17 protein-coding genes and 2 rRNA genes (1 of these 19 running past the window's edge) are annotated in these 22647 nt (G+C 51.4%); 2 read left to right on the plus strand and 17 right to left on the minus strand.

Annotated features, from left to right (window positions below; translation table 11 throughout):
• Positions 1 to 12 precede the first annotated feature (12 nt).
• The 7 genes from NYE70_RS14425 to NYE70_RS14455 all read right to left on the minus strand — a co-directional run bounded on the left by NYE70_RS14425 (position 13) and on the right by NYE70_RS14455 (position 7010).
• Positions 13 to 567, minus strand: coding sequence for a Mini-ribonuclease 3 (locus NYE70_RS14425; RefSeq protein ID WP_341046500.1), 555 nt, complete (start codon positions 565 to 567; stop codon positions 13 to 15).
• Positions 552 to 1961 (minus strand): cysteine--tRNA ligase, encoded by a 1410-nt coding sequence (gene cysS, locus NYE70_RS14430; protein WP_341046502.1) that lies wholly within the window; start codon positions 1959 to 1961, stop codon positions 552 to 554. Before cysS ends, NYE70_RS14425 begins: the two co-directional genes overlap by 16 nt.
• Positions 1962 to 2052: 91 nt before the next feature.
• On the minus strand, positions 2053 to 2709 hold the full coding sequence (gene cysE / locus NYE70_RS14435) for a serine O-acetyltransferase (RefSeq protein ID WP_211025526.1): 657 nt from the start codon (positions 2707 to 2709) through the stop codon (positions 2053 to 2055).
• Between the two features lie 422 nt (positions 2710 to 3131).
• A complete protein-coding gene (gltX, locus tag NYE70_RS14440) occupies positions 3132 to 4592 on the minus strand; it encodes a glutamate--tRNA ligase (protein WP_341046503.1) in 1461 nt (486 codons plus the stop codon).
• A 29-nt stretch (positions 4593 to 4621) separates the two neighbouring features.
• Positions 4622 to 5110 carry a 2-C-methyl-D-erythritol 2,4-cyclodiphosphate synthase gene (gene ispF / locus NYE70_RS14445; RefSeq protein ID WP_341046504.1) on the minus strand — a complete coding sequence of 163 codons (489 nt, stop codon included), beginning with the start codon at positions 5108 to 5110 and terminating at the stop codon, positions 4622 to 4624.
• Positions 5107 to 5826, minus strand: a complete 720-nt coding sequence (ispD, locus tag NYE70_RS14450) for a 2-C-methyl-D-erythritol 4-phosphate cytidylyltransferase (RefSeq protein ID WP_211025520.1) — start codon at positions 5824 to 5826, stop codon at positions 5107 to 5109. The genes ispF and ispD overlap by 4 nt, the downstream gene beginning before the upstream one ends.
• A gap of 95 nt (positions 5827 to 5921) precedes the next feature.
• A complete protein-coding gene (locus NYE70_RS14455) occupies positions 5922 to 7010 on the minus strand; it encodes a PIN/TRAM domain-containing protein (RefSeq protein ID WP_341046506.1) in 1089 nt (362 codons plus the stop codon).
• 205 nt (positions 7011 to 7215) lie between these two features.
• Between NYE70_RS14455 and NYE70_RS14460 the strand changes: the two genes are divergently transcribed.
• Positions 7216 to 7611, plus strand: a complete 396-nt coding sequence (locus NYE70_RS14460) for a DUF1573 domain-containing protein (RefSeq protein ID WP_211025516.1) — start codon at positions 7216 to 7218, stop codon at positions 7609 to 7611.
• 263 nt (positions 7612 to 7874) lie between these two features.
• Here the strand turns inward: NYE70_RS14460 and pssA are convergent, their stop codons facing one another.
• The 8 genes from pssA to NYE70_RS14500 all read right to left on the minus strand — a co-directional run bounded on the left by pssA (position 7875) and on the right by NYE70_RS14500 (position 18780).
• Positions 7875 to 8606: a CDP-diacylglycerol--serine O-phosphatidyltransferase gene (gene pssA, locus NYE70_RS14465; RefSeq protein ID WP_211025514.1), complete on the minus strand. Its 732-nt coding sequence runs from the start codon at positions 8604 to 8606 to the stop codon at positions 7875 to 7877.
• Between the two features lie 51 nt (positions 8607 to 8657).
• Complete coding sequence (gene disA, locus NYE70_RS14470) at positions 8658 to 9734, minus strand: DNA integrity scanning diadenylate cyclase DisA (protein WP_211025633.1); 1077 nt, start codon at positions 9732 to 9734, stop codon at positions 8658 to 8660.
• 13 nt (positions 9735 to 9747) lie between these two features.
• Positions 9748 to 11115, minus strand: coding sequence for a DNA repair protein RadA (gene radA / locus NYE70_RS14475; protein ID WP_211025513.1), 1368 nt, complete (start codon positions 11113 to 11115; stop codon positions 9748 to 9750).
• A gap of 266 nt (positions 11116 to 11381) precedes the next feature.
• Complete coding sequence (gene clpC, locus NYE70_RS14480) at positions 11382 to 13826, minus strand: ATP-dependent protease ATP-binding subunit ClpC (protein WP_213656556.1); 2445 nt, start codon at positions 13824 to 13826, stop codon at positions 11382 to 11384.
• 36 nt (positions 13827 to 13862) lie between these two features.
• Positions 13863 to 14921, minus strand: coding sequence for a protein arginine kinase (locus tag NYE70_RS14485; protein ID WP_211025511.1), 1059 nt, complete (start codon positions 14919 to 14921; stop codon positions 13863 to 13865).
• 12 nt (positions 14922 to 14933) lie between these two features.
• The gene (locus tag NYE70_RS14490; RefSeq protein WP_211025510.1) at positions 14934 to 15458 is read right to left on the minus strand and encodes a UvrB/UvrC motif-containing protein; all 525 of its coding nucleotides are present in this window, start codon (positions 15456 to 15458) and stop codon (positions 14934 to 14936) included.
• A gap of 315 nt (positions 15459 to 15773) precedes the next feature.
• Entirely contained in the window at positions 15774 to 16232 is a 459-nt protein-coding gene (locus NYE70_RS14495; RefSeq protein ID WP_290407368.1) for a CtsR family transcriptional regulator, read from the minus strand.
• A gap of 271 nt (positions 16233 to 16503) precedes the next feature.
• Positions 16504 to 18780 carry a Kelch repeat-containing protein gene (locus tag NYE70_RS14500; protein ID WP_341046510.1) on the minus strand — a complete coding sequence of 759 codons (2277 nt, stop codon included), beginning with the start codon at positions 18778 to 18780 and terminating at the stop codon, positions 16504 to 16506.
• A gap of 352 nt (positions 18781 to 19132) precedes the next feature.
• Here NYE70_RS14500 and NYE70_RS14505 point away from each other — a divergent pair, with 352 nt between their 5' ends.
• Positions 19133 to 19843: an HAD family hydrolase gene (locus tag NYE70_RS14505; protein WP_213656554.1), complete on the plus strand. Its 711-nt coding sequence runs from the start codon at positions 19133 to 19135 to the stop codon at positions 19841 to 19843.
• A gap of 475 nt (positions 19844 to 20318) precedes the next feature.
• On the opposite strand, the gene rrf is transcribed toward NYE70_RS14505, so the two are convergent.
• Both rrf and NYE70_RS14515 read right to left on the minus strand, forming a co-directional pair.
• A 5S ribosomal RNA gene (gene rrf / locus NYE70_RS14510) occupies positions 20319 to 20435 on the minus strand.
• A gap of 137 nt (positions 20436 to 20572) precedes the next feature.
• Positions 20573 to 22647: ribosomal RNA gene (locus tag NYE70_RS14515) — 23S ribosomal RNA — on the minus strand; it runs 974 nt beyond the window's last position.

Genomic DNA, 22647 nt, shown 5'->3' on the forward strand with positions numbered 1-22647 from the left:
AAATTCAGGGATCTAAATCCCTTCAAGTTCATGATCATATTGTTCGAAGCCTTGCGCAATCAAGCTGCGCAAGCGGTCATGCGCCCCGTTATAGTACAGAAAGCCGATCAGGCTTTCGAACGCGGTAGCATGACGGTAATCCAGCACATTCGCATTTTTGGGAATGGTGCCGGATTTGGCGTTGCGGCCTTGCCGGACAACGTCCCGCTCTTCCTCGGTCAGCTGCGGCTCCAGCAGGGCCAGCAGCCCGGCCTGGGCTTTGGCGGAGACGTATTTCGTCGACAGCCGATGCAGGTGGTGCGGCCGGAGATTCGGCCGGGCGATCACATGCTGGCGGACGGCGACCTCGAAGACGGCATCGCCGATGTACGCGAGCGCGAGCGGCGGCAGGAGCCGGGCCGGCTTGGACGGCGGCTCCGGGAACCAGAGCGCCGCAGGAGCCGCGCCAGGCGCAGCGGCAGCGCCCTCAGGCGCCCGCCCGGGCAAGCCGGCGGGCTCTTCGGCGTTCTGCCCGCTGCGCGGCAACGGGCTGCCGTTTGCTTCCGGGCCCGTCATTTGCGCCGCCATCTCATGCCTTGCGGCGTATCTTCCAGCAGGATGCCCTGCTCCTGCAGCAGATCGCGGATCTCGTCGGCACGGGCCCAGTTCTTCGACTTCCGCGCTTCCGTACGCTCTTCGATCAGCGCCTCGATCTCCTCGTCGAGCAGCTCCTGCTCTTCTTCGGCGGCAATCCGCAGCACGCCGTTCATCTCCTCGAACAGGGTCAGCGCCGCTTCCAGATCGGCGTGAGACACCTCACTGCCCTGCAGCAGGCCGTTCACTTCACTTACCCACTCAAACACCGCCGTAATCGCATCCGGCGTATTGAAATCGTCTTGCATTTTCGTATGGAATGCAGTGCGAATGTCCTGGAGCTTCAGCTCCCATTCCTTCGTCACCGCCGTACCTTCCCCGCTTCCAGCCGACTCCTGCAGCCGGTAACGCAAATTGCCCAGCGCGTTGGAGATCCGCTCCACGCCGCGCTCCGCCTGCATCATCGATTCGTCCGTAAAATTCAGCGGATTGCGGTAATGGGTCGTCAGCATGAAATACCGGATCGCTTCACGCTTGTACTTGGACCGGAGATCCTTCACCAGCACCCCGTTTCCGAGCGACTTCGACATCTTTTCCCCGCCGATGTTAATATAACCGTTATGCATCCAATAGCTCGCCAGCGGCTTGCCCGTAACTGCTTCGGACTGGGCTACCTCGCACTCATGGTGCGGGAACTGCAAATCCTGGCCGCCCCCGTGAATGTCCAGCGTATCCCCTAGCAGATGGCGGGACATAGCCGAGCACTCGATATGCCATCCAGGCCGTCCTGGACCCCATGGGCTATCCCAGTGGATTTCACCCGGCTTGGCGGCTTTCCACAGCACGAAATCCTCCGGATTCTCTTTCCGCTCATCCACATCGATCCGGATTCCGAACTGAAGCTCTCCGATATTTTGACCCGACAGCTTGCCGTAGCCTTCGAATTTTCCCGTCCGGAAAAAGACGTCCCCGCCCTTCTCGTAAGCATAGCCTTTGCTTTCCAGGTCACGGATAAACTCGATGATGATGTCCATATTTTCAGTGACCCGGGGATTGGACGTTGCGCGAGGAATGCCGAGCCCTTCCAGATCCTCGTAATATGCGTCGATAAACATCGAGGCTACCTCCGGTACCGACAGGTCCATTTCCTCCGCTTTGCGGATCAACTTGTCGTCGACATCTGTGAAATTGACTACGAAATTCACATCATATTTCTGATTCTCCAAATAGCTGCGCACGACATCGAAAAAAATCATCGGACGTGCGTTTCCAATATGAATATAACCGTATACGGTAGGTCCGCATACATAAACCGAAGCCTTCCCCGGCTCCTGGGTCACGAATTGTTCCTTCATTCGGGTAAGCGTGTTGTAAATTTGCAGCGCCATACTCTCGATCCTTTCACATTTAAGGTTCTGTTCTATTTTAACCGTGAATCATTCTAACATAGACAGTTTATTGCAGATTGATTTTATTGTTCTACTCCGCTGTCTGCTTTTCCGGCAGTTCTTTTCTCAGGCTTTGTACTTCGCTTTGCAGTTGCTCGATCTCCTGCTGAAGCGAACGCATCGCATCGACTACCGGATCCGGCAACTGATGGCTCAAACGATCCAAACGTTTCCCGCCCTGGCGGACCACTTTACCCGGAATGCCGACTACCGTGCTGCCCGCAGGCACTTCTTTGAGGACTACAGAGTTTGCTCCAATATTGCATTGATCCCCTATCGTAAAAGAACCCAATATTTTCGCCCCCGACCCGATGACGACGTTATTGCCGATCGTCGGATGCCGTTTGCCCTTCTCCTTCCCGCTGCCGCCCAGCGTAACGCCTTGATAAATGACAACATCATCGCCGATTTCGCAGGTTTCCCCGATCACCACGCCCATCCCGTGGTCGATGAACAACCGGTTACCGATCCGTGCTCCGGGATGAATTTCGATGCCGGTAAAAAAGCGGCTGACCTGCGAGACGATCCGAGCCAGCGTAAACCAGCGCCGCCGGTAAAAAACATGAGCGACCCGATGGCTCCATATCGCATGCAAACCGGAATAGGTAAAAACCACCTCGAACCAGCTTCTGGCAGCCGGGTCATTCTCAAACACCGCCTGAATATCGGACCTCATTCTTTTGAACATAAGCGTTATCCCCCTCTATCTGCTGCTTACGCCTCACTACGGTCAATGGATGCCAAGTTGCCTGATGAATATGCCAAAAAAGCGCCCCCGCAGCTTTCGCTGCAGAGACGCCTGATGCGTGGTTCCACTCTGCTTCGGATACAAGCCGGCCTTAAAGCCTTGGCTTAATCCCTCATGAGGTCCTTAACGCGGACGATACGGCAGAATCTAACGGGCCTGACGGCCTCGCTCGAATCTGCGGCTCCCGGGTGCATTTCCGCCGCGCGTATTGAGATAACTCTCAGCCACAAAGCGGGTGTACCCGCTTACCGGTTATCTTCTCTGGACAATACTGACGCTATAACGTACTTCTCCCGTTCTATGCCGATGCCTCTATCTTACATGATAGTCCACAAAACTGACAATAAATGATTTAAAACTACCTAAGCGCTGCGGATTTGCGACTTCAGCCGGTCGATAACGCGATCGCGGCCGAGCAGGTAAATGGTCTGGTTCAAATCCCGGCCATGGGTTTGACCGGTCAACGCGACGCGGATCGGCATAAAGAGCCCTTTCCCTTTTACGCCGGTTTCTTTCTGTACTTCCTTGATCAGGACGGCCATTTGCTCCGGCGTGAATTCCGCCGCGGCTTCCACCTTGCCGAGGAAGGCGCTCAGCACGTCCGGTACTTGCGGCTCGGCCAGGATCGCGGCCGACTCTGCATCCAGCTCCAGATGCGTGCGGAAGAACAGGTCCGACAATTCAACGATGTCGGATGCCGCCGTCATTTGCTCCTGGTACAAAGCGACAAGCGTCTTGGCCCAAGCTTGCTGTTCCGGCGTCAATTCCTCAGGCAGACGGGACGCCGCCTGCAAATGCGGAATCGCAAGCGCGGCGATGAGATCCGGGTCGGCATTTTTAATATAATGATTATTCAAGTGAGCCAATTTATGCTTATCGAAAACCGCAGGACTGCGCGACAGCCGGTTCGCATCGAAAATCGAAATCAGCTCGTCCTTCGAGAAAATCTCCTCTTCCCCTTCGGGCGACCAGCCCAGAAGAGCGATGAAGTTAAACAAAGCTTCTGGCAAATAGCCGAGCTTATCGTATTGTTCGATGAACTGAATGACGGATTCGTCGCGTTTGCTCAGCTTCTTATGGTTGTCACCGACGATCAGGGTCATATGACCGAAACGCGGCGGCTCCCAGCCGAAAGCTTCATAGATCATCAATTGACGCGGCGTATTCGACACATGGTCTTCTCCGCGCAGCACATGGCTGATTTTCATGAGATGATCGTCGAGCGCTACGGCGAAATTGTAGGTTGGGATGCCGTCTTTTTTCACAATGACAAAATCGCCGCTGACGTCGGATTCGAACGTGATCGGCCCTTTAACAAGATCGTCGAAGGTGTAGGTGCGGCCTTCCGGTACCCGGAAACGAATGCTTGCCACACGGCCTTCAGCTTCAAACGCAGCGCATTGCTCCGGCGTCAAATCGCGGTGTTTGCCGGAATAACGCGGCATTTCCCCACGCGCAGTTTGCTCCTCGCGCTCTTGCTCCAGCTCTTCCTCCGTGCAATAGCACCGGTAAGCCAAACCGCGGTCTAGCAGGTCCTGCCAATAAGTCCGGTAGATGTCCAGCCGTTCCGTCTGACGGTACGGCCCATACTCCCCGCCCACGTCGACGCTTTCGTCCCAATCCATGCCCAGCCATTTGAGATAGGTGAGCTGGCTTTCTTCTCCGCCGGCCACATTCCGTTTTACGTCGGTATCCTCGATACGGATGATGAATTTACCTCCGTGATGTCTGGCAAACAAATAATTGAACAACGCCGTTCTGGCGTTACCGATATGTAAATGCCCTGTAGGACTCGGCGCATAACGCACTCGAACCTCTGTCATAGTAATCCCCTCCAGATTTAAAATAACGCCTAAGATGATAGCACATCCGAGAGCAGGCATACAATACATTGCGATGCAATGCCCTCGCCGCGGCCCGTAAACCCTAGATGCTCAGTCGTCGTCGCCTTCACATTAACCCGCTGCGGATCGGCTTCGAGCGCTTCGGCAATTACCTTGACCATCTGCGGAATGTACTGCGCCATTTTTGGAGCCTGCGCGATGATTGTCGCATCGAGATTGCCGAGGCGATATCCTCTCTCCTTCGCCATTGCCCAGACCCGACGCAGCAGCACCAGGCTGTCCGCATCCTTAAAGGCCGGATCCGTATCCGGGAAGTGCCGGCCGATATCTCCCAGTGCCAGCGCGCCCAGAATGGCGTCGCTCACAGCATGGAGTAACACGTCTGCATCGGAATGCCCGAGCAATCCCTTTTCGTAAGGAAGGGTCACCCCTCCAATGATACAAGGTCTTCCCTCCACCAACTGATGCACATCAAATCCTTGTCCAACTGCGATCATAGTTTGTCCTCTCCCCTGAATTCCTTCTTATTCGCGATAATTTCGGCAAAGTCCAAATCCTCAGGCGTAGTAATCTTAATGTTGCTGTACCCGCCTTCCGTCACTTTAACGGGAATGCCCAGCCGTTCAACAAGCATCGCGTCATCTGTACCGATAAAGCCTGCGGTCTCGGCATCTTCATGAGCCCGCAGCAGATCGGAACGGCGAAAAGCCTGCGGAGTCTGAATCGCCCACAAGCTGCGGCGGTCCGGCGTCGCTGTCACCCGTCCTTGCCCGTCGACCTGCTTCACCGTATCCTTCACCGGAACGGCGAGAATGGATGCCCCATGCTCTACGGCCGCCTCATAACAGGACGTCACCTGCCCGCTCGTGACAAAAGGGCGGACGCCGTCATGCACCAGTACCCAGGGTGTCCCGATGTTAAGCAGGCCCCGGTATACCGAATGCTGACGCTCGGCGCCGCCCGGTATTACTTTCACTTGTTTCGCAATGCCGTACTCGGCGATCCAGGCGCGGCATCGATCCACATCCTGCTCCCCGGTGACGAGCACAATTTCACCTATCAACGGATGGCGGTCAAACACTTCCAGCGTATGAACGATAATCGGCTTTCCCTTCAAAGAGAGAAACTGTTTGCTCTCCTTCGTGCCCATTCTCGTTCCCCGACCGGCTGCCACCACGATAACCCCGACTTCCGGGGCGGATTCCGTTTTCATGATCTCTTGCCTCACCTGCCAGATAGTAAGCGGGACTCTGCGGTCGTTCGATACACCGTCTTTAGTTCCCGCATTTATCTCCCATCATACCGAATTTACTGGGCTTTTTCCAACAGTTTCGGTTTGGCGAAGATCATCCGGCCCGCGGACGTTTGCAGTACGCTCGTTACCAACACCTCAGTGATGGTGCCGATGAAGTCACGGCCGCCTTCAACGACGATCATCGTACCGTCATCCAGATAGGCGACGCCTTGTCCGTGTTCCTTCCCGTCCTTGATCACCTGCACCATGATTTCCTCGCCCGGAAGCACGACCGGCTTGACCGCATTGGCGAGATCATTGATGTTCAGCACGGAGACGCCCTGTAATTCACACACCTTGTTCAGGTTGAAATCATTGGTTACGACTTTACCCTGCAGCACCTTGGCCAACTTGACCAGCTTGCTGTCGACTTCGGAGATCTCTTCGAAATCCCCTTCGTAAATCATCACCTTCACATCGAGTTCTTTCTGGATTTTGTTCAAAATATCCAGTCCCCGCCGTCCGCGGTTCCGTTTCAGCAAGTCGGACGAATCGGCGATATGCTGAAGCTCCTCCAGCACGAATTCCGGGATGACGATCGTTCCCTCGATAAAGCCTGTTTTGCAAATGTCGGCGATACGCCCGTCAATGATCACGCTGGTATCCAAAATCTTATGTTCCTCAAGCCGCCGCTCTTCCTCCGGATTCCCGCTGCCCCATTTTCCTGAAATCCATAAGGAAGACAGCTCCTCTTTTTTCTCCAACCCGACGTATAGGCCCATGTAACCGAGCAGCATGGAAATCGCAAACTGGGCAAAGCCTTCCAGGGTTCCAAACCAGGACAAAACGGGATAGACCATTAAAGAAAGAAGAAGTCCTGCAGTCAGTCCGGCCGCTCCCGCCGCCAAGTCCTTCATCGGGATTTGTGTCAGCGCCGTGATCCATTGTCTCACCTTTACAGAGACGACATCGGCCGCAAGCGAGAAGAAAAACAAAAACAGGCACGCTCCCGCCGCCGCCAGTATAAATTGGGCCAACAGAGGACTCATCCCTTCAAACCAGCTCTTGAGCGGCTGAGGGAACATTCCCGCTACGCCCTCCATGGTATAACCGAACCATGCACCGCAAAGTCCGGATACGATCAGTAAACTCTTTTTCAGCATGACGCTCTTCACCTCCTGATTATGTATCATCAATATCCAGTATGATCCAATTTTTGGTGACGTAATCGGAGGGGAAGCAATTTTTTTGTCGGCCTCTAAAGAATTAAATTCGGAAGGAACCCGCTGTGAGCGGGATTTCAGGTTGATAAGTAGGGAAAGGGTGGCATATAATGAACTCAATTCATAATATTGAGGTGGATGGAAAATGAGCGCACCGAGCCTTCAATCTTTTCAAGATCAAGTTTCTGAACTGTTGCTCCGTCACCGCAGTCTGCTGGATGTCATGTCTAAAATGGGACAAACTAATGCCGCTGCAGTCCGCACCGTGACCAAGGCGGTTACCGAATGCGGATGTGTGGAGCTTCATGCCACCAAACAGGAATTTGAACCCGGCATGAGCCTGGAGCAGGCCAAGGAAAGAATTAATGAGCACGTCCGGGGAGAACTCTGCGAAAACTGCCGGGATGCAATCAGCAATGAACTTGGACGCAGCTTGTTCTATACTTCCGCGCTTTGCAACCTGCTCGGCATCGAGCTCGACGAAGTGCTGGAAAAAGAATCGCAAAAATGCTCTACCCTGGGCTTATTCAATATGTCCTAAGATTAGGAACTTAAGATCGCAAAAAAAGGCATCGCTTTCCGCACAATTGCAGAAGGCAATGCCTTTTTCTTTGGTTGTTATTAGTATGAGTTCAAAAAGACAGGTTTTCAGGACCGAGAAGGTTGGATGAAGATAGGGACTGAGTAGCGGAGCGTACATTAGGTACGTGAGCAACGGAAGGCCCGGCTGAATTCAAGATTCGACGTCGAATCCGCTTCATGATCTGCTTCGTCGTGGAAAGATGACTTTTTGAACAACCTCTTTTAACGTTTGGGACGGTAGGCCCGCTCGGAATCATCGTCGTCCCTGCGCTTACGGCGCAGCAGCTTATCGACGTTCTGTTTCAAACCATACCCCGCGTACAGCACCAGCGGGACGAAGATCAGTTTGGAAATCTGCTCCGGGAACATGACCGCAATCGCAACAGCCAATATAACGACAAACGGCGTAATGGCTACGGCTTTCCTCGGCAACCCGAGCTTCTTGAAATTCGGATATTTGACCGAGCTTACCATCAGGTAGGACAGCAATAGCATCGAAATAATGAAATAAGGCGCAGAGAAGTCCTTGTGAAACAGCGATAAAGTAGCCAGAACCCCACCTGCGGCGGGAATTGGCAAACCTATGAAGTAACCCGGGATTCCTTTCTGGACATTGAATCTGGCCAGTCTCAGCGCTCCGCACATCGGAAAAATGGCGGTAACGACCCAGACAAGACCGGTTTGCGGCAGATCATGGAATGAAATTAAATACATAATGAGTGCCGGAGCAATGCCAAAGGAGATGATATCCGATAACGAGTCAAGCTGCTTGCCGAATTCGCTTTGACAATTCAAAGCTCTGGCTACCCGTCCGTCGAGACCGTCCAGCAGCATGGCGACAATAACCATAATCGCTGCCAAGCTGAATCTGCCGTCAAGCGCGAGCATCATGGCCAGCATTCCGAGAAACAGGTTACCTAAGGTAAACAGGTTCGGAATTGATTTAGTAATCATCTTTTCACCTCAAATAGATATCCTTAACATCATCATCTGATTGTAGGAGAATTAAATTTGTCTGTCAATGAACACCTGTTCCTGAAGACGCTTCAGGCCTTCCTTAATTGCCCGTGCGCGCACTTCCCCAATGCCGTCGACCTCATCCAGCTCTTCGATGGTGGCCATCAGAACGCTTGGAAGCTCCCGGAAACGCTCCACCAGGTTGTGGATGATCACATTCGGAAGACGCGGGATTTTGTTCAGGACGCGGTAACCGCGTGGAGAAACCAGATCCTCCGAGACGGCCGCCGAAGTCGGATAACCGAGCAAACGAGTAATATGGTTGTCGTCCAGCAGCTCGTCGTCACTGGAACGCTTGAGCCCGAGAATAATTTCACGGATCGCCTCGTCACTGCCGTCCTTCGCGTAATCCTTATACAGCAGCCACGCCTCTTCCTCCATATTGCTGACCAGTTCTTCCATCTGCATGCTGATCAGCCGCCCCTCGGTACCAAGCTCATTAATAAACCGCTTGATCTCCATTTTGATGCGAATGACCATCTCCACGCGTTGAATTACATTGATGACTTCCGGTATTGTAACCAATTCTTCGAACTCTGAAGCAGTCAGGTTGGTGAGGGCCTGATTCAGTACCGCTCTATATTTCTCCAGAGTTTGAATTGCCTGATTGGCTTTCGTAAGGATTACGCCGATTTCCTTCAGAGCATAGCGCAGGCCGCCTTGATACAGCGTAATGATGTTCCGCCGCTGGGAGATCGATACCACGAGCTTACCCGTCTGCTTCGCAACCCGTTCCGCCGTACGGTGACGGATCCCGGTCTCCGCGGAGGAGATGGAGGAATCCGGAATGAGCTGGGTATTGGCATATAAAATCCGTTTCAAATCCTCGCTTAAAATAATGGCACCGTCCATTTTGGCGAGTTCGTATAAATAGTTTGGCGAAAAGTCACAGTTGATGGAAAAGCCGCCTTCGACCACTTCCATCACTTCCGGACTGTAACCGACGACTATGAGGCCGCCGGTCTTGGCTCGAAGTACGTTTTCGAGCCCGTCACGAAAAGCGGTACCCGGTGCAACGAGCCTAAGCAAATCGTTCATTTTCTCCGCTTGGGTTGTTTCTTTCATCATTTAGTGCCCCCTAATCTAACGCAACAGCTAGCGCATCTGCAACGGTATTCACACCGATTAATTGTATTTCTTTCGGTCCTTTCCACCCTTTCATGCTCTTCTCGGGGAGAATGACCCGTTTAAATCCGAGTTTGGCAGCTTCCTTCACCCGCTGCTCCGCCCGGGACACCGCCCGGACCTCGCCCGTCAATCCGACTTCGCCGAAAAATACGTCATAAGGCTTAGTCGGCAGATCGCGGAAGCTGGAGGCGATGCTTACGGCGATCGCCAAATCTACGGCCGGTTCGTCAAGCTTGACGCCGCCGGCTAGGTTTACATAGGCGTCCTGGTTTTGCAGGAACATTCCCATCCGTTTCTCGAGCACCGCGATGATCAGGTTCATCCGGTGATGATCCACCCCTGTCGCCATTCTTCGGGGCGAAGGGAACTGCGTGGACGCGACCAGCGCCTGAAGCTCGACCAGCATCGGCCGGGTTCCCTCCATGGAGGCTACTACCGTAGAACCCGCAACGCCCAGCGGACGCTCGGACAGGAACAGTTCCGAAGGATTCGCTACTTCCGCAAGTCCGGCTTCATTCATTTCAAAAATGCCGATTTCGTTGGTCGAACCGAACCGGTTCTTTACCGCCCGGAGCAAACGATAGGAATGATGGCGTTCCCCTTCAAAATAGAGCACCGAATCCACCATATGCTCCAGCATACGCGGTCCCGCAATAGCTCCTTCTTTAGTGACGTGGCCCACCAGCACCGTGGCGATGCCCTGCCCCTTCGAGATCCGCATGAAGCGGGCCGTGCACTCGCGAACCTGAGACACGCTTCCCGGCGCGCTCGTCACTTCAGGCAAATACACTGTCTGAATCGAGTCGATGACCAGGAAATCCGGCTTCACCTGATTGATCGCTTCCTCAATGCCATCCATGCTGCTTTCGCACAACACGTACAGCTCGGGAGAGAGCGCACCGAGCCGTTCCGCCCGAAGCTTGGTCTGCCGGGTCGATTCCTCCCCGGAAATATACAGCACCCGAAGTCCGGCTTTGGCCATTTCGTGCGAGGTCTGCAGCAAGAGCGTGGATTTCCCGATCCCCGGGTCCCCCCCTACAAGGATCAGCGATCCGGGAACGATGCCTCCGCCAAGAACTCGGTTTAACTCGGCAATTCCCGTTTGAATCCGCGGCTCCTGGCCGCTCTCTATATTTATGATCGGAAGCGGCTTTTCTTTCGTATGAAATAAGCCTGAAGTAAGTCCTTGGGTTTTGACCACTTTTTCCGTTTCTTCCACCATGGTGTTCCAAGAACCGCATCCCGGGCATTTTCCATACCATTTAGGCGATTCATATCCGCATTCGGTACAATAAAACTTTGTCTTTACTTTAACCATTTATCTCTCCTTCTCCACACTGCAAAATTTGACAAACCTTGCAGGTCGCACCACAAAGGTACCATTAAAAGTTTACCATTCTTTCAGAATTAACGTAAAGTTTTTTCCCGTCAAAACGGGCTTTTCCCTGCTTATGTGTCGACTTGCTCCATTTCTTGCGTTATGTAGGTCATTCTATGTAAAAAGCTCCCAAAGCATCGCTTTGGGAGCCTCTTACTACATATATCGGATTTAACCGGTTTCTTTTACAGTGACTTCACCGCAAGTTAAGCATTTTTTGAAAAAAGGCCCGATTTCTCTACGGTCAACGCGCCGTTCTCCTCGTCGATCGTGAGCGAATCTCCCTTCTTCACAGTGCCGGTCAGCAATTCCTCGGACAGACGGTCCTCGATATGCTTCTGGATCGCCCGGCGAAGCGGACGCGCTCCGTATGCCGGATCGAAGCCCTCTTTGGCAAGGAAGGCCTTGGCCTTATCGGTGAGGATGAAGTCCACTTCATGCTCCCGCAGCCGCTTGCGCAGCTCCTCGGACATGAGCGACACGATTTGACCGATATGACTTTCTTCCAAGGAGTGGAACACGATGATTTCATCAATCCGGTTCAAGAATTCCGGACGGAAGCTCTTCTTGAGCTCTTCCATCACTTTGCCCTTCATGTTGTCATAATCTGCGCCTGCATCCTCTACGGCAGTGAAACCAAGGCGTGTATTCCGCTTGATCGCTTCCGCCCCTACGTTGGAGGTCAGGATGATCAGTGTGTTGCGGAAGTCGACTACCCGGCCTTTGGAATCGGTCAACCGGCCGTCTTCCAGCACTTGCAGCAGGATGTTGAATACTTCCGGATGAGCTTTTTCGATTTCATCCAGCAGGACTACGGAATAAGGCTTGCGGCGTACTTTTTCGGTCAATTGGCCGCCTTCCTCATATCCTACATATCCCGGAGGCGCACCTACCAGACGGGCCGTGGAGTGCTTCTCCATGTACTCCGACATGTCGATGCGGATGACGGCATTCTCGTCGCCGAACATCGATTCGGCGAGCGCTCTTGCCAGCTCGGTTTTACCTACCCCGGTCGGACCGAGGAAAATAAACGAACCCATCGGACGCTTCGGATCCTTAAGACCTGCACGGGCCCGGCGGATTGCCCGGCTGACGGCTTTTACGGCTTCGTCTTGGCCGATTACCCGCTCATGCAGGATTTGTTCCATATTCAGCAAACGCTCGGTTTCTTCTTCTTTCAGTTTGATGACCGGGATTCCCGTCCAGCTGGCTACCACCTGAGCGATATCCTCCGGAGTTACCTCGGAATCGGTACGGCCCTGTTTTTCTTTCCATTGATTCTTCGTTACATCCAGCTCTTCGCGAATCTTTTGCTCGGTATCGCGAAGCGCGGCCGCTTTTTCGAATTCCTGGCTCTGAACCGCAGCGTCTTTCTCCTTGCGGATGTCGTCCAGACGGTTTTCAAGCTGCTTCAGATTTGGCGGTACCGTATAGGAATTCAGCCTTACTTTGGAGCCCGCTTCATCAATCAGGTCAATCGCTTTGTCCGGCAGAAAACGGTCCTGGATATAACGGTCGGACAGCTTGACGGCCTGTTCAATCGCTTCGTCGGTAATCTTCACCCGGTGATGCGCTTCATACCGGTCACGCAGTCCGTGCAGGATCTGAATCGCTTCATCAACCGACGGCTGATCTACCGTAATCGGCTGGAACCGGCGTTCCAGCGCGGCGTCTTTTTCAATATATTTGCGGTACTCATCCAGCGTCGTGGCCCCGATGCACTGCAATTCGCCCCGGGCGAGCGCTGGCTTCAGGATATTGGAAGCGTCGATGGCGCCTTCGGCACCGCCCGCTCCAATCAAGGTATGCAATTCGTCGATGAACAGGATGATATTTCCGGCTTGGCGGATTTCATCCATAATCTTTTTCAGGCGATCTTCAAATTCACCCCGGTATTTGGTACCGGCGACAACGGACCCCATGTCGAGGGTCATAACTCTTTTATCGCGGAGGGTTTCCGGAATTTCGTTGTTGATAATCTTCTGCGCCAGGCCTTCGGCAATCGCCGTTTTCCCGACGCCGGGTTCCCCGATGAGCACCGGATTGTTCTTGGTCCGGCGGCTAAGCACCTGGATAACCCGCTCGATTTCTTTACTGCGTCCGATAACCGGGTCGAGATTCCCTTCCTTGGCGGAAGCCGTCAAATCACGGGCCAAGCTGTCCAGCGTCGGTGTATTGACATTGGCAGGCGCTCCATGATGGCTTGATACGGCTTCGCTGCTGCCAAGCAGCTGCAGCACTTGCTGGCGGGCTTTGTTCAAGCTGATGCCGAGATTGTTCAGCACGCGTGCCGCAACCCCTTCACCTTCCCGAATCAAGCCAAGCAAAATGTGCTCGGTACCGACATAGGTATGACCCAATTTGCGCGCTTCGTCCATAGACAGCTCAATAACCTTTTTGGCTCTTGGCGTATAGGCGATATTAGACGGCTGTTCTTGTCCGCGACCGATCAGCGTTTCCACTTCATCTTGAATTTTCTCGAGTCCGAGTCCAAGGCCGATCAGCGCTTTGGCGGCAATCCCTTCTCCTTCGCGGATCAATCCGAGCAAAATATGCTCAGTACCAATATTATTGTGACCTAGTCTGACTGCTTCTTCCTGGGCCAAGGCCAACACCTTCTGGGCACGTTCCGTAAATCTTCCAAACATCATATTGTTTGCACCTCCATATAGAATCTATCGTTTCAGTTATTTACCCACTTTTTCCCGAATCAGCTTGGCGCGGTACATATCCCGCTCGCCAGGCGATAAGTTTTCGCCGAACAGTTTCTGCAGAAAACCAGGCTGCGTCATGACATTCAGCTCATTCAGCACCCCTGCGGGAACGTCATCGATCAAACCGATATCCACGCCAAGCCGGACGTCGGAAAGCCTCTGAGCCGCCTCTTTCGAATCCATAATCGCAGCGTGGGATAAAATCCCGTAAGAACGCATTACACGGTCAATCATCCGCAAGCGCGATTCGGACAGCAGCCTTTCGCGGGCATTTTTCTCATGCTCGATAATCTGCAGGACGACACCATACAAATTCTCAATAATTTCCGTTTCGCTTTGTCCTAGTGTAATCTGATTTGAGATTTGAAACAAGTTCCCCATCGCTTCGCTGCCTTCGCCGTATATGCCACGCACCGTAAGTCCTACCTGGGATACAGCGGATAATATCCGGTTGATCTGCTGCGTAAGCACCAATGCCGGCAGATGCATCATGACTGAGGCACGTAATCCCGTGCCGACGTTGGTTGGACAGCTGGTCAGAAAGCCCCGGTTCCCATCAAAGGCATAATCTACATGATCCTCGAAAATGTCATCAATCTCGGTCGCCTTATCCCAAGCTTCTTGCACTTGAAAGCCGGGATATAAACATTGAATTCTCAAATGGTCTTCTTCGTTCACCATAATGCTCAAACTTTCGTCTTCACTGATAAAGACGGCGCCTTTTCGGGATTCTCCGGCCAGATTCGGACTGATCAGATGCTTCTCGACCAGAATCTTCTTGTCCAGCTCCTCCAAATCGGCGAGTAGAACCGGGTGGAGCATGCCGTATTGCTGCAGCCGCTCATCCGTCAGCACTTCCCGCAACAAACCCAGCACTTCTTCCGACTGTTGATTCGTCGCCAGCATCGGAAACGGATGATGTATCAAGTTACGCGCGATCCGCACCCGGGTGCTGATGACGATATCCGATTCCTTTCCGCCCTGGCTCATCCATTCGCTTAACGGCTGTTCTGTAAAACGAAGATTAGGCATGATACTCTCCTCCTACTCTGCGGGAATATTCTTTTCAAGTTCACGGATCTGGTCCCGGAGCGCAGCCGCTTCCTCAAATTCTTCCTGAACAATCCGGTACTGCAATTCTCGCCGGAGGTCGTCCAGCTTGCGCTGTACCTGGATATGACTGCCCGCCCGTTTCGGCACTTTGCCCACATGGACCGTGTTGCCATGCACTCTTTTGAAGAGCGGATCGAGTCGGTCATTAAAATATTTATAACAGGAGCTGCAGCCAAAACGTCCGATCTTGCTGAACTGGGAATAGGTTAGACCGCACTCCTCACAGCGGATGTTCTCGTTTTGTTTAGCTGCGCTGGGATGTCCCTGAATACCAGGATGAAAATCCATCAGTCCCGACAGCAGATTATGAATGGAGAATCCGCCTGTCGTTCCGGGAATCATCTCCCCTTTTTCTCTGGCACAAGCTTCACAAATATGAAATTCCGTCTTTTCCCCATTTACGATCTTCGTAAAATGAAGCGTAGCTGGGCGTTTGCCGCACTCTTGGCATTGCATTGGGATGTCCCTCCTCTTATGGATAGACTCAACACATAATTATTGATGTTATTCAAAAAATCATCTTTCCAGGACGAAGCAAATCATGAAGCGGATTCGACGTCGAATCTTGAATTCAGCCGGGCCTTCCGTTGCTCACGTACCTCATGAGCAAATGCTTACGAAGTCGTTTTCTACGAAAACGTTTAGCTCCGCTACTCAGTCCCTAGCTTCATCCAACCTAAAGCGTTTTGTAAAAACGCACTTCGGAAGCATACGCTTCGGTCCTGAAAACCCGACTTTTTGAACTTGCATTTTAAGAGGCTGTGCCGGTCATTAACCGAGTAATGATATCAGCATCGCCTTCATCAGCCGCGCCCGGATCTGATCGCGGTACGGCAGCTTCACCATCAGTATTTCCCTGGATACTGCCGCCCTCATTAGGGAAGCCTCCCGGCTGCTAAGAAACCTGGCCTCTTCCAATTGATAAATCAGCCCCTCCGCCGCAGACTGGCCGATTTCGTCGCCAATCGTCTGATGAAGGTGCGTATGCAAAGTGGTCGGGCCCGGTAATTCGATCCGCCTAATTCGGACATAACCGCCGCCCCCGCGTTTGCTCTCCACCAGATAACCCTTCTCCAGGGTGAATCTTGTGCTAATCACATAGTTAATCTGGGAAGGAACGCAGGAAAACTGATCGGCCAGATCATTACGCTGAATTTCTATCGCCCCTTCGGGACTTTCGTGCAAAATGCTTTTGAGATATTTCTCAATAATATCGGAGATATTGCGCATCACACATCCTCCATTGCTCATTACTCCAACATACCGCGCCACCGATGTAACTGATCTGCTATATATAAACAAAGCATCGCATGTATGAATAGTATTAACCGTATGCGCCGGTTTGAATATGGGATGGTCATGATATGTTGACTTTGACTTTCTTTGACTTTAACTTTATTATAGCACAAATTTCCGATTTGCCAAGAGGGACCGAAACACGTGAAAAACACCCCCGATTCATCATGAATCGAGGGCGTGTGTACTTTGCATTTAGAGCACTTTATTTGGATGGCGCGGAAATCAGCACTTCCTTACCTGTTGCGAGATCCTTTTTGTAGGTTCCTGCCCATTTCCCGTACTTGTTATTGTCCTGTCTGTCAAAGACAATTGCCTTGCTGTCTACCGAAACTAACATATAGCTGTAGCGGGCCGTATTTTGCTTGAGTACCTTTTTCTGCTTACCGTCGAGCGAGTTCCTTACGATTTTATCCGGGGTTTCATAAATGACCGAATTATCAAAAAAGTAACGATCCCCGCCCCAGCCTTCCGCCTCAAACAATTTCTTGTCACTGCCGTCGCCTAGCGCGGAATACACTTTTCCGTCATTTGCATCACCATAATAAACTCTATCTTTATACTTATCAAAGCTGTATATCCGGGCCAAGTCCTTTTCCCAGGTCCCGTCCTTCTTGAGGGAATGCAGCATGTAGCCTTTGTTCACAGCCTCCCTGTTCTCTTTTGAATCCGGGTAAGTGGTGTATAGCAAATAGTCGCCGGCCAATTCAAGCTTGTCGGGGAAAAATTGTGCGCTCCGTCCATACGTATAGCTCAAAACCTGCAGACTGCTTCCGTCATATTTGTAACGAACCGGCATTCCCCACTCTTCGTAGGCATCCCGTTTCGAACGTTCCCAAGCATATATATATTCCCCGTCAAAAGCCCTCATCCCCAGATCAAGCGACGCGCCTTGCTGAGTTTTACGACGGAAGATAGAAGCCGAATCCGTGTCCAATCCGTATTTTGTCGGATAAGGGATCATCTCGCCGAAAGTGTCGCCGAGCTTTAATTTCTTCAAGTAATTGTCCTGAATGAAATACACTACATCCTGATCCAGCTTCACAAAATCAAACCGGCCTGTAAGCACAATTTCCGTCGTGTTTGTTCCATCCTGCTGTCGAACAAGATACTGATGCGTATACTCCATATTTCCGAGCTTCCATCTGAAATTGGCCTTCACATTTTTGTAGTACAAGATTTTGTAGGTCCAGCCATCTTGCTTCAACTGTGTCTTAGTGGCGACAAGAGTCCCCTCAAACACCGTTCCCTTATTTGAAGTCCCGGTGTTTCCTCCATCTGAGGTCTTGGCGGCTTGCAGCATTTCCATAGGCTTAATGCCATTCTCGCTGCCTTTTCCGATAAAAATAATATTGCCATTAGCCATTGTAATCGATATCGGGTTTTCATGTTTGTACTTCATTACCGGACCCCTGGTCCACTTGTTGGTTTTCGGATCGTAAACTTCAGTCGAGTTCAGCTGGCCTGTATTGTTGCCGCCTCTTCCTCCTGCGACGATCACCTTTCCGTCAGGCAGCAGCGCCGCTGCCGCATTGGAGCGGGCTGTCGACATATTGCCTACATCACTCCATAAATTCGTAGCCGGATCATATACTACAGCTTCTGATACCGGTTCGTTGCCCCTGCCGCCATGCAACACTCCGCCTGCCATGAAAAACCGGCCGTCAGCCATTGCCGTTTGGGCCTGGAAGCTAGTAAAGTAAGGCATCGTTGCAATGGAGTAAAACTTATCCATATCGGCCTTATACAGTTGGCCTGCCGATATGTTCTCATCCAAGCCTGCGCCATAACTGAGCGCATCGCCTTGCGGAGTAATATATAGCTCCCTGCCCATATCAGAAAATTGTATCGGCTCGGTCCAGGTGTCCGTGTCCGGATTATATTCGTACACATAAGGATGTTTCTTCGTATATAGCTGGTAGGAACCCATTACAAGCAAATGACCATTTTTAAGCGTCACGGCATTCATGACCACACCTTCTCTTTGAGGGCCCGGCATTGAGGCTATTTTGCTGAATTTATTGGTTTGCACATTATACAATTCCGCTTGCGTACTCTGATCATCCGAGCTATCTACACCGCCTAATATAACGATGTTCCCGTTCTGCAGACGGGCAAACGTTTTTGGAAACTTTAGCGAGGAACCCTGAACCTGCTGCCAGCTATCAGACCCTGTGTTGTACTTGAAAAGCTTCGCGCTCTCATTTTCATAGGCCAGGAACAGAACCTCCTGACTATTCAGTACCACCGCATCGATCACGCCGGCTTTTGGGGCAGGAAAGCTCTTTAGAGCTTTAAATGTCCCGATGCTCGAAGCCGCCGAGGACGGCGTCGTTGCAGTTGCCGCCGCGAACATCTTAGGAATTTCTCCCGCTGCGCTTGCTTTATTAGTATGTACGAAATTCATAGGTGCCAGTGTTCCGATCAAAGCGGCGGCCACACCGGCTGCGATTGTCCTTCTCGCAAATTTGTTATGTTTCATCTTGGCTGTTTTCCCCCTCATGTTGCACTCGCTGTGCTGTTTAAAGGACTTATAGTCTAGGCCTTCATAACTATTATCGGTAAAGGGATACTCACAATTTTAGATATCAGTTCTAATTTTCTTAGGACAAGTCGAAAGTTCCCCCCCCTTCCCCAACTCCACTAAACGGATAAGTGGCTTATCGCCAACTCCCTTTGACATTAAATAGGTTTCGGATTTATTTCTTATTGAATTAAATAATTCATCATTATCTACTGCTTTTCGTGGTAAAATTAGTTTATGTAAATTGTGCAATCGTTTTCACTCATTCTTCACGTATATTTTTATTGAATGGAGGCATCGCGCTAACGGTATGTATAATTCTTATATTTTCGATTTATACGGTACATTAATCGATATTCACACGGATGAAGAAGACCCTATGGTTTGGGAAAGACTTAGCTACCATTTTCTTTACAGCGGTTATTCACTAGACCCAAATGTATTGAAAGACCAATATCGCAAAGAGGTCACAAGACAAATTTCCACCCCACTTATTGAATGCGAATTTCCTGAGCTGGATATTCAATTGATTTTCAAAAATATCGTTGCAGAACTAGGATACAATCCGGAAGAAAACTGGCTCGATGAAACGGTGCGTTGGTTTAGATTACTTTCTATACGAAGCTTAAAACTATATGATGGCGTTAAAGAAACTTTAAGCACATTAAAAGATCGGAATAAGAAAATTTATTTATTATCTAACGGACAAACGGCCTTTGTGGAAGCGGAAATGCGCATCCTTGGCATTACGGACTTTTTTGATGGCATAGCCATCTCCTCCAATCCGGGGATTTGCAAGCCTGATCCGCTGTTCTATACCTATCTTGCCGACACGTTTAATGTTGATTTGACTTCTGCCATTATGATCGGAAATGACGCGACTACTGATATTGCGGGCGCCAATCGCATGGGCATGGATGCGTGCTACTACCATTCCAATTGCTCCCCGGAGACGGAAACGGTGGATTGTAAACATCAGATTTGGGACGGAGATTTTAGGCGTATTTTAGAGCTGGGTTAATGATTGGTTTCTCTATATAACTGTATTTTCTACAGTTAATTTGTTGATTGGATAGACTTGAATAGAAGCAGAGCACTGCCGAGGTGATCGGCAGTGCTCTGCTTCATTGTTTAGCGGCATCCTATCTCCTAGAACTCTTCGGATGAAAATCGCCCATGTAATCAGAGTACTTGAATTCAGCTTAGTAGCTTAGTACCTTAACACCTACCCCATGCATAATTAACTGTATTTCCTACATCTAATTTTACTCAATTAGCTTTCCGGGCTAAATTAACTGCAAAAACTACAGCTATTTCGGAGGATTTGGGCCATTCCAAGTGGAAACCGCAGAATTAACTGTAGATTTTACAGTTATTTGTCTCAAACAAGCTCATCTTGCGAAAATAACTGCAGGTTTTACAGCTAAGTTGCTGTTGAGATAGTCCTAAATAGCAAAAAAGCACCGCCGAGGTTATCGGCAGTGCTCTTCTTCATTGCTTGGCGGCGTCCTACTCTCCCAGGACCCTTCGGTCCAAGTACCATCGGCGCTGGAGGGCTTAACGGTCGTGTTCGGGATGGGTACGTGTGGAACCCCTCCGCCATCGCCACCAAACGGTTCAAGCGTCTTAATCGCTTGAAAACTGGATACGAAACTTGAGTTTGCGTTTTAGCCCCTAATTGGTTCACCGGGGTCCCCGAAAAGTAATCGGAATTACCTTCGAAGCCTCGCTTCACTTTTTGGGGTATCTTTTGGATAAGCCCTCGACCGATTAGTACCTGTCAGCTCCATACATTGCTGCACTTCCACCTCAGGCCTATCAACCTCGTGGTCTTCAAGGGGTCTTACTAGTTGGGAAATCTCATCTTGAGGGGGGCTTCACGCTTAGATGCTTTCAGCGCTTATCCCGTCCGCACGTAGCTACCCAGCTATGCTCCTGGCGGAACAACTGGTGCACCAGCGGTGCGTCCATCCCGGTCCTCTCGTACTAAGGACAGCTCCTCTCAAATTTCCTACGCCCACGACAGATAGGGACCGAACTGTCTCACGACGTTCTGAACCCAGCTCGCGTACCGCTTTAATGGGCGAACAGCCCAACCCTTGGGACCTACTTCAGCCCCAGGATGCGATGAGCCGACATCGAGGTGCCAAACCTCCCCGTCGATGTGGACTCTTGGGGGAGATAAGCCTGTTATCCCCAGGGTAGCTTTTATCCGTTGAGCGATGGCCCTTCCATGCGGTACCACCGGATCACTAAGCCCGACTTTCGTCCCTGCTCGACTTGTCAGTCTCGCAGTCAAGCTCCCTTATGCCTTTGCACTCTTCGAATGATTTCCAACCATTCTGAGGGAACCTTGGGGCGCCTCCGTTACTCTTTAGGAGGCGACCGCCCCAGTCAAACTGCCCGCCTGACACTGTCCCCGTACCGGATCACGGTACCAGGTTAGAACTCCAATACGATCAGGGTGGTATCCCAACGGCGCCTCCACCGAAGCTGGCGCTCCGGCTTCCTAGGCTCCCACCTATCCTGTACAAATCGTATCAAAGTCCAATATCAAGCTGCAGTAAAGCTCCATGGGGTCTTTCCGTCTTGTCGCGGGTAACCTGCATCTTCACAGGTATTAAAATTTCACCGGATCTCTCGTTGAGACAGCGCCCAAGTCGTTACGCCATTCGTGCGGGTCAGAATTTACCTGACAAGGAATTTCGCTACCTTAGGACCGTTATAGTTACGGCCGCCGTTTACTGGGGCTTCAGTTCATAGCTTCGGGTTACCCCTAACCACTCCCCTTAACCTTCCAGCACCGGGCAGGCGTCAGCCCGTATACTTCGCCTTGCGGCTTCGCACAGACCTGTGTTTTTGCTAAACAGTCGCTTGGGCCTTTTCACTGCGGCCCCCTCGTGCTATTCACACTACCGGGGCACCCCTTCTCCCGAAGTTACGGGGTCATTTTGCCGAGTTCCTTAACGAGAGTTCTTCCGCGCGCCTTAGAATTCTCTTCTCGCCTACCTGTGTCGGTTTGCGGTACGGGCACCTTCACCTGGCTAGAGGCTTTTCTTGGCAGTGTGAGATCATGACCTTCGGTACTATAAATTTTCCCTCCCCATCACAGCCCAGCCTTATCGATGTGCGGATTTGCCTACACATCAGCCTCACTGCTTGGACGAGCATCCATCAGCTCGCGTCACTACCCTACTGCGTCACCCCATTGCTCATAACGGTTTACGGTGGTACAGGAATTTCAACCTGTTGTCCTTCGACTACGCCTTTCGGCCTCGCCTTAGGTCCCGACTTACCCTGAGCGGACGAACCTTCCTCAGGAACCCTTAGGCTTTCGGCGGATCAGATTCTCACTGATCTTTTCGTTACTCATACCGGCATTCTCACTTGTATGCTGTCCAGCGCTCCTTACGGTACACCTTCAACCTACATACAACGCTCCCCTACCCCTGAATCGACTTCACTCCAGCTTCGAAGTGTGTTTATCCCCTGGAAGCATTTAGCCGAAACCTCTTAAAGGTTTGCTTTCGGCAAAAATGTCACTTGGGTCTTCATTACCTCAAAGAAGCAGTGAAGTCGATTCAAGCCATAGCTTCGGTGGTGTGTTTAGCCCCGTTACATTTTCGGCGCAGAGTCACTCGACCAGTGAGCTATTACGCACTCTTTAAATGGTGGCTGCTTCTAAGCCAACATCCTGGTTGTCTGTGCAACTCCACATCCTTTCCCACTTAACACACACTTGGGGACCTTAGCTGATGGTCTGGGCTGTTTCCCTTTTGACAATGGATCTTAGCACTCACTGTCTGACTCCCGGATAATAAGTAT

The sequence above is a fragment of the Paenibacillus sp. FSL R5-0407 genome (assembly GCF_038009185.1).
Taxonomy (GTDB): Bacteria; Bacillota; Bacilli; order Paenibacillales; family Paenibacillaceae; genus Fontibacillus; species Fontibacillus vini.

Excerpts from the sequence above, each read along its gene's own strand:
- cysE (WP_211025526.1), bottom strand. The coding sequence starts at position 2,709 with ATGTTCAAAAGAATGAGGTCCGATATTCAGGCGGTGTTTGAGAATGAC.
- NYE70_RS14495 (WP_290407368.1), bottom strand. The coding sequence starts at position 16,232 with ATGCGCAATATCTCCGATATTATTGAGAAATATCTCAAAAGCATTTTG.
- NYE70_RS14490 (WP_211025510.1), bottom strand. The coding sequence starts at position 15,458 with ATGCAATGCCAAGAGTGCGGCAAACGCCCAGCTACGCTTCATTTTACG.
- NYE70_RS14455 (WP_341046506.1), bottom strand. The coding sequence starts at position 7,010 with ATGCTGAAAAAGAGTTTACTGATCGTATCCGGACTTTGCGGTGCATGG.
- NYE70_RS14425 (WP_341046500.1), bottom strand. The coding sequence starts at position 567 with ATGGCGGCGCAAATGACGGGCCCGGAAGCAAACGGCAGCCCGTTGCCG.
- NYE70_RS14505 (WP_213656554.1), top strand. The coding sequence starts at position 19,133 with ATGTATAATTCTTATATTTTCGATTTATACGGTACATTAATCGATATT.
- clpC (WP_213656556.1), bottom strand. The coding sequence starts at position 13,826 with ATGATGTTTGGAAGATTTACGGAACGTGCCCAGAAGGTGTTGGCCTTG.
- NYE70_RS14485 (WP_211025511.1), bottom strand. The coding sequence starts at position 14,921 with ATGCCTAATCTTCGTTTTACAGAACAGCCGTTAAGCGAATGGATGAGC.
- ispD (WP_211025520.1), bottom strand. The coding sequence starts at position 5,826 with ATGAAAACGGAATCCGCCCCGGAAGTCGGGGTTATCGTGGTGGCAGCC.
- NYE70_RS14460 (WP_211025516.1), top strand. The coding sequence starts at position 7,216 with ATGAGCGCACCGAGCCTTCAATCTTTTCAAGATCAAGTTTCTGAACTG.
- cysS (WP_341046502.1), bottom strand. The coding sequence starts at position 1,961 with ATGGCGCTGCAAATTTACAACACGCTTACCCGAATGAAGGAACAATTC.
- radA (WP_211025513.1), bottom strand. The coding sequence starts at position 11,115 with ATGGTTAAAGTAAAGACAAAGTTTTATTGTACCGAATGCGGATATGAA.
- pssA (WP_211025514.1), bottom strand. The coding sequence starts at position 8,606 with ATGATTACTAAATCAATTCCGAACCTGTTTACCTTAGGTAACCTGTTT.
- NYE70_RS14500 (WP_341046510.1), bottom strand. The coding sequence starts at position 18,780 with ATGAAACATAACAAATTTGCGAGAAGGACAATCGCAGCCGGTGTGGCC.
- disA (WP_211025633.1), bottom strand. The coding sequence starts at position 9,734 with ATGAAAGAAACAACCCAAGCGGAGAAAATGAACGATTTGCTTAGGCTC.
- gltX (WP_341046503.1), bottom strand. The coding sequence starts at position 4,592 with ATGACAGAGGTTCGAGTGCGTTATGCGCCGAGTCCTACAGGGCATTTA.
- ispF (WP_341046504.1), bottom strand. The coding sequence starts at position 5,110 with ATGATCGCAGTTGGACAAGGATTTGATGTGCATCAGTTGGTGGAGGGA.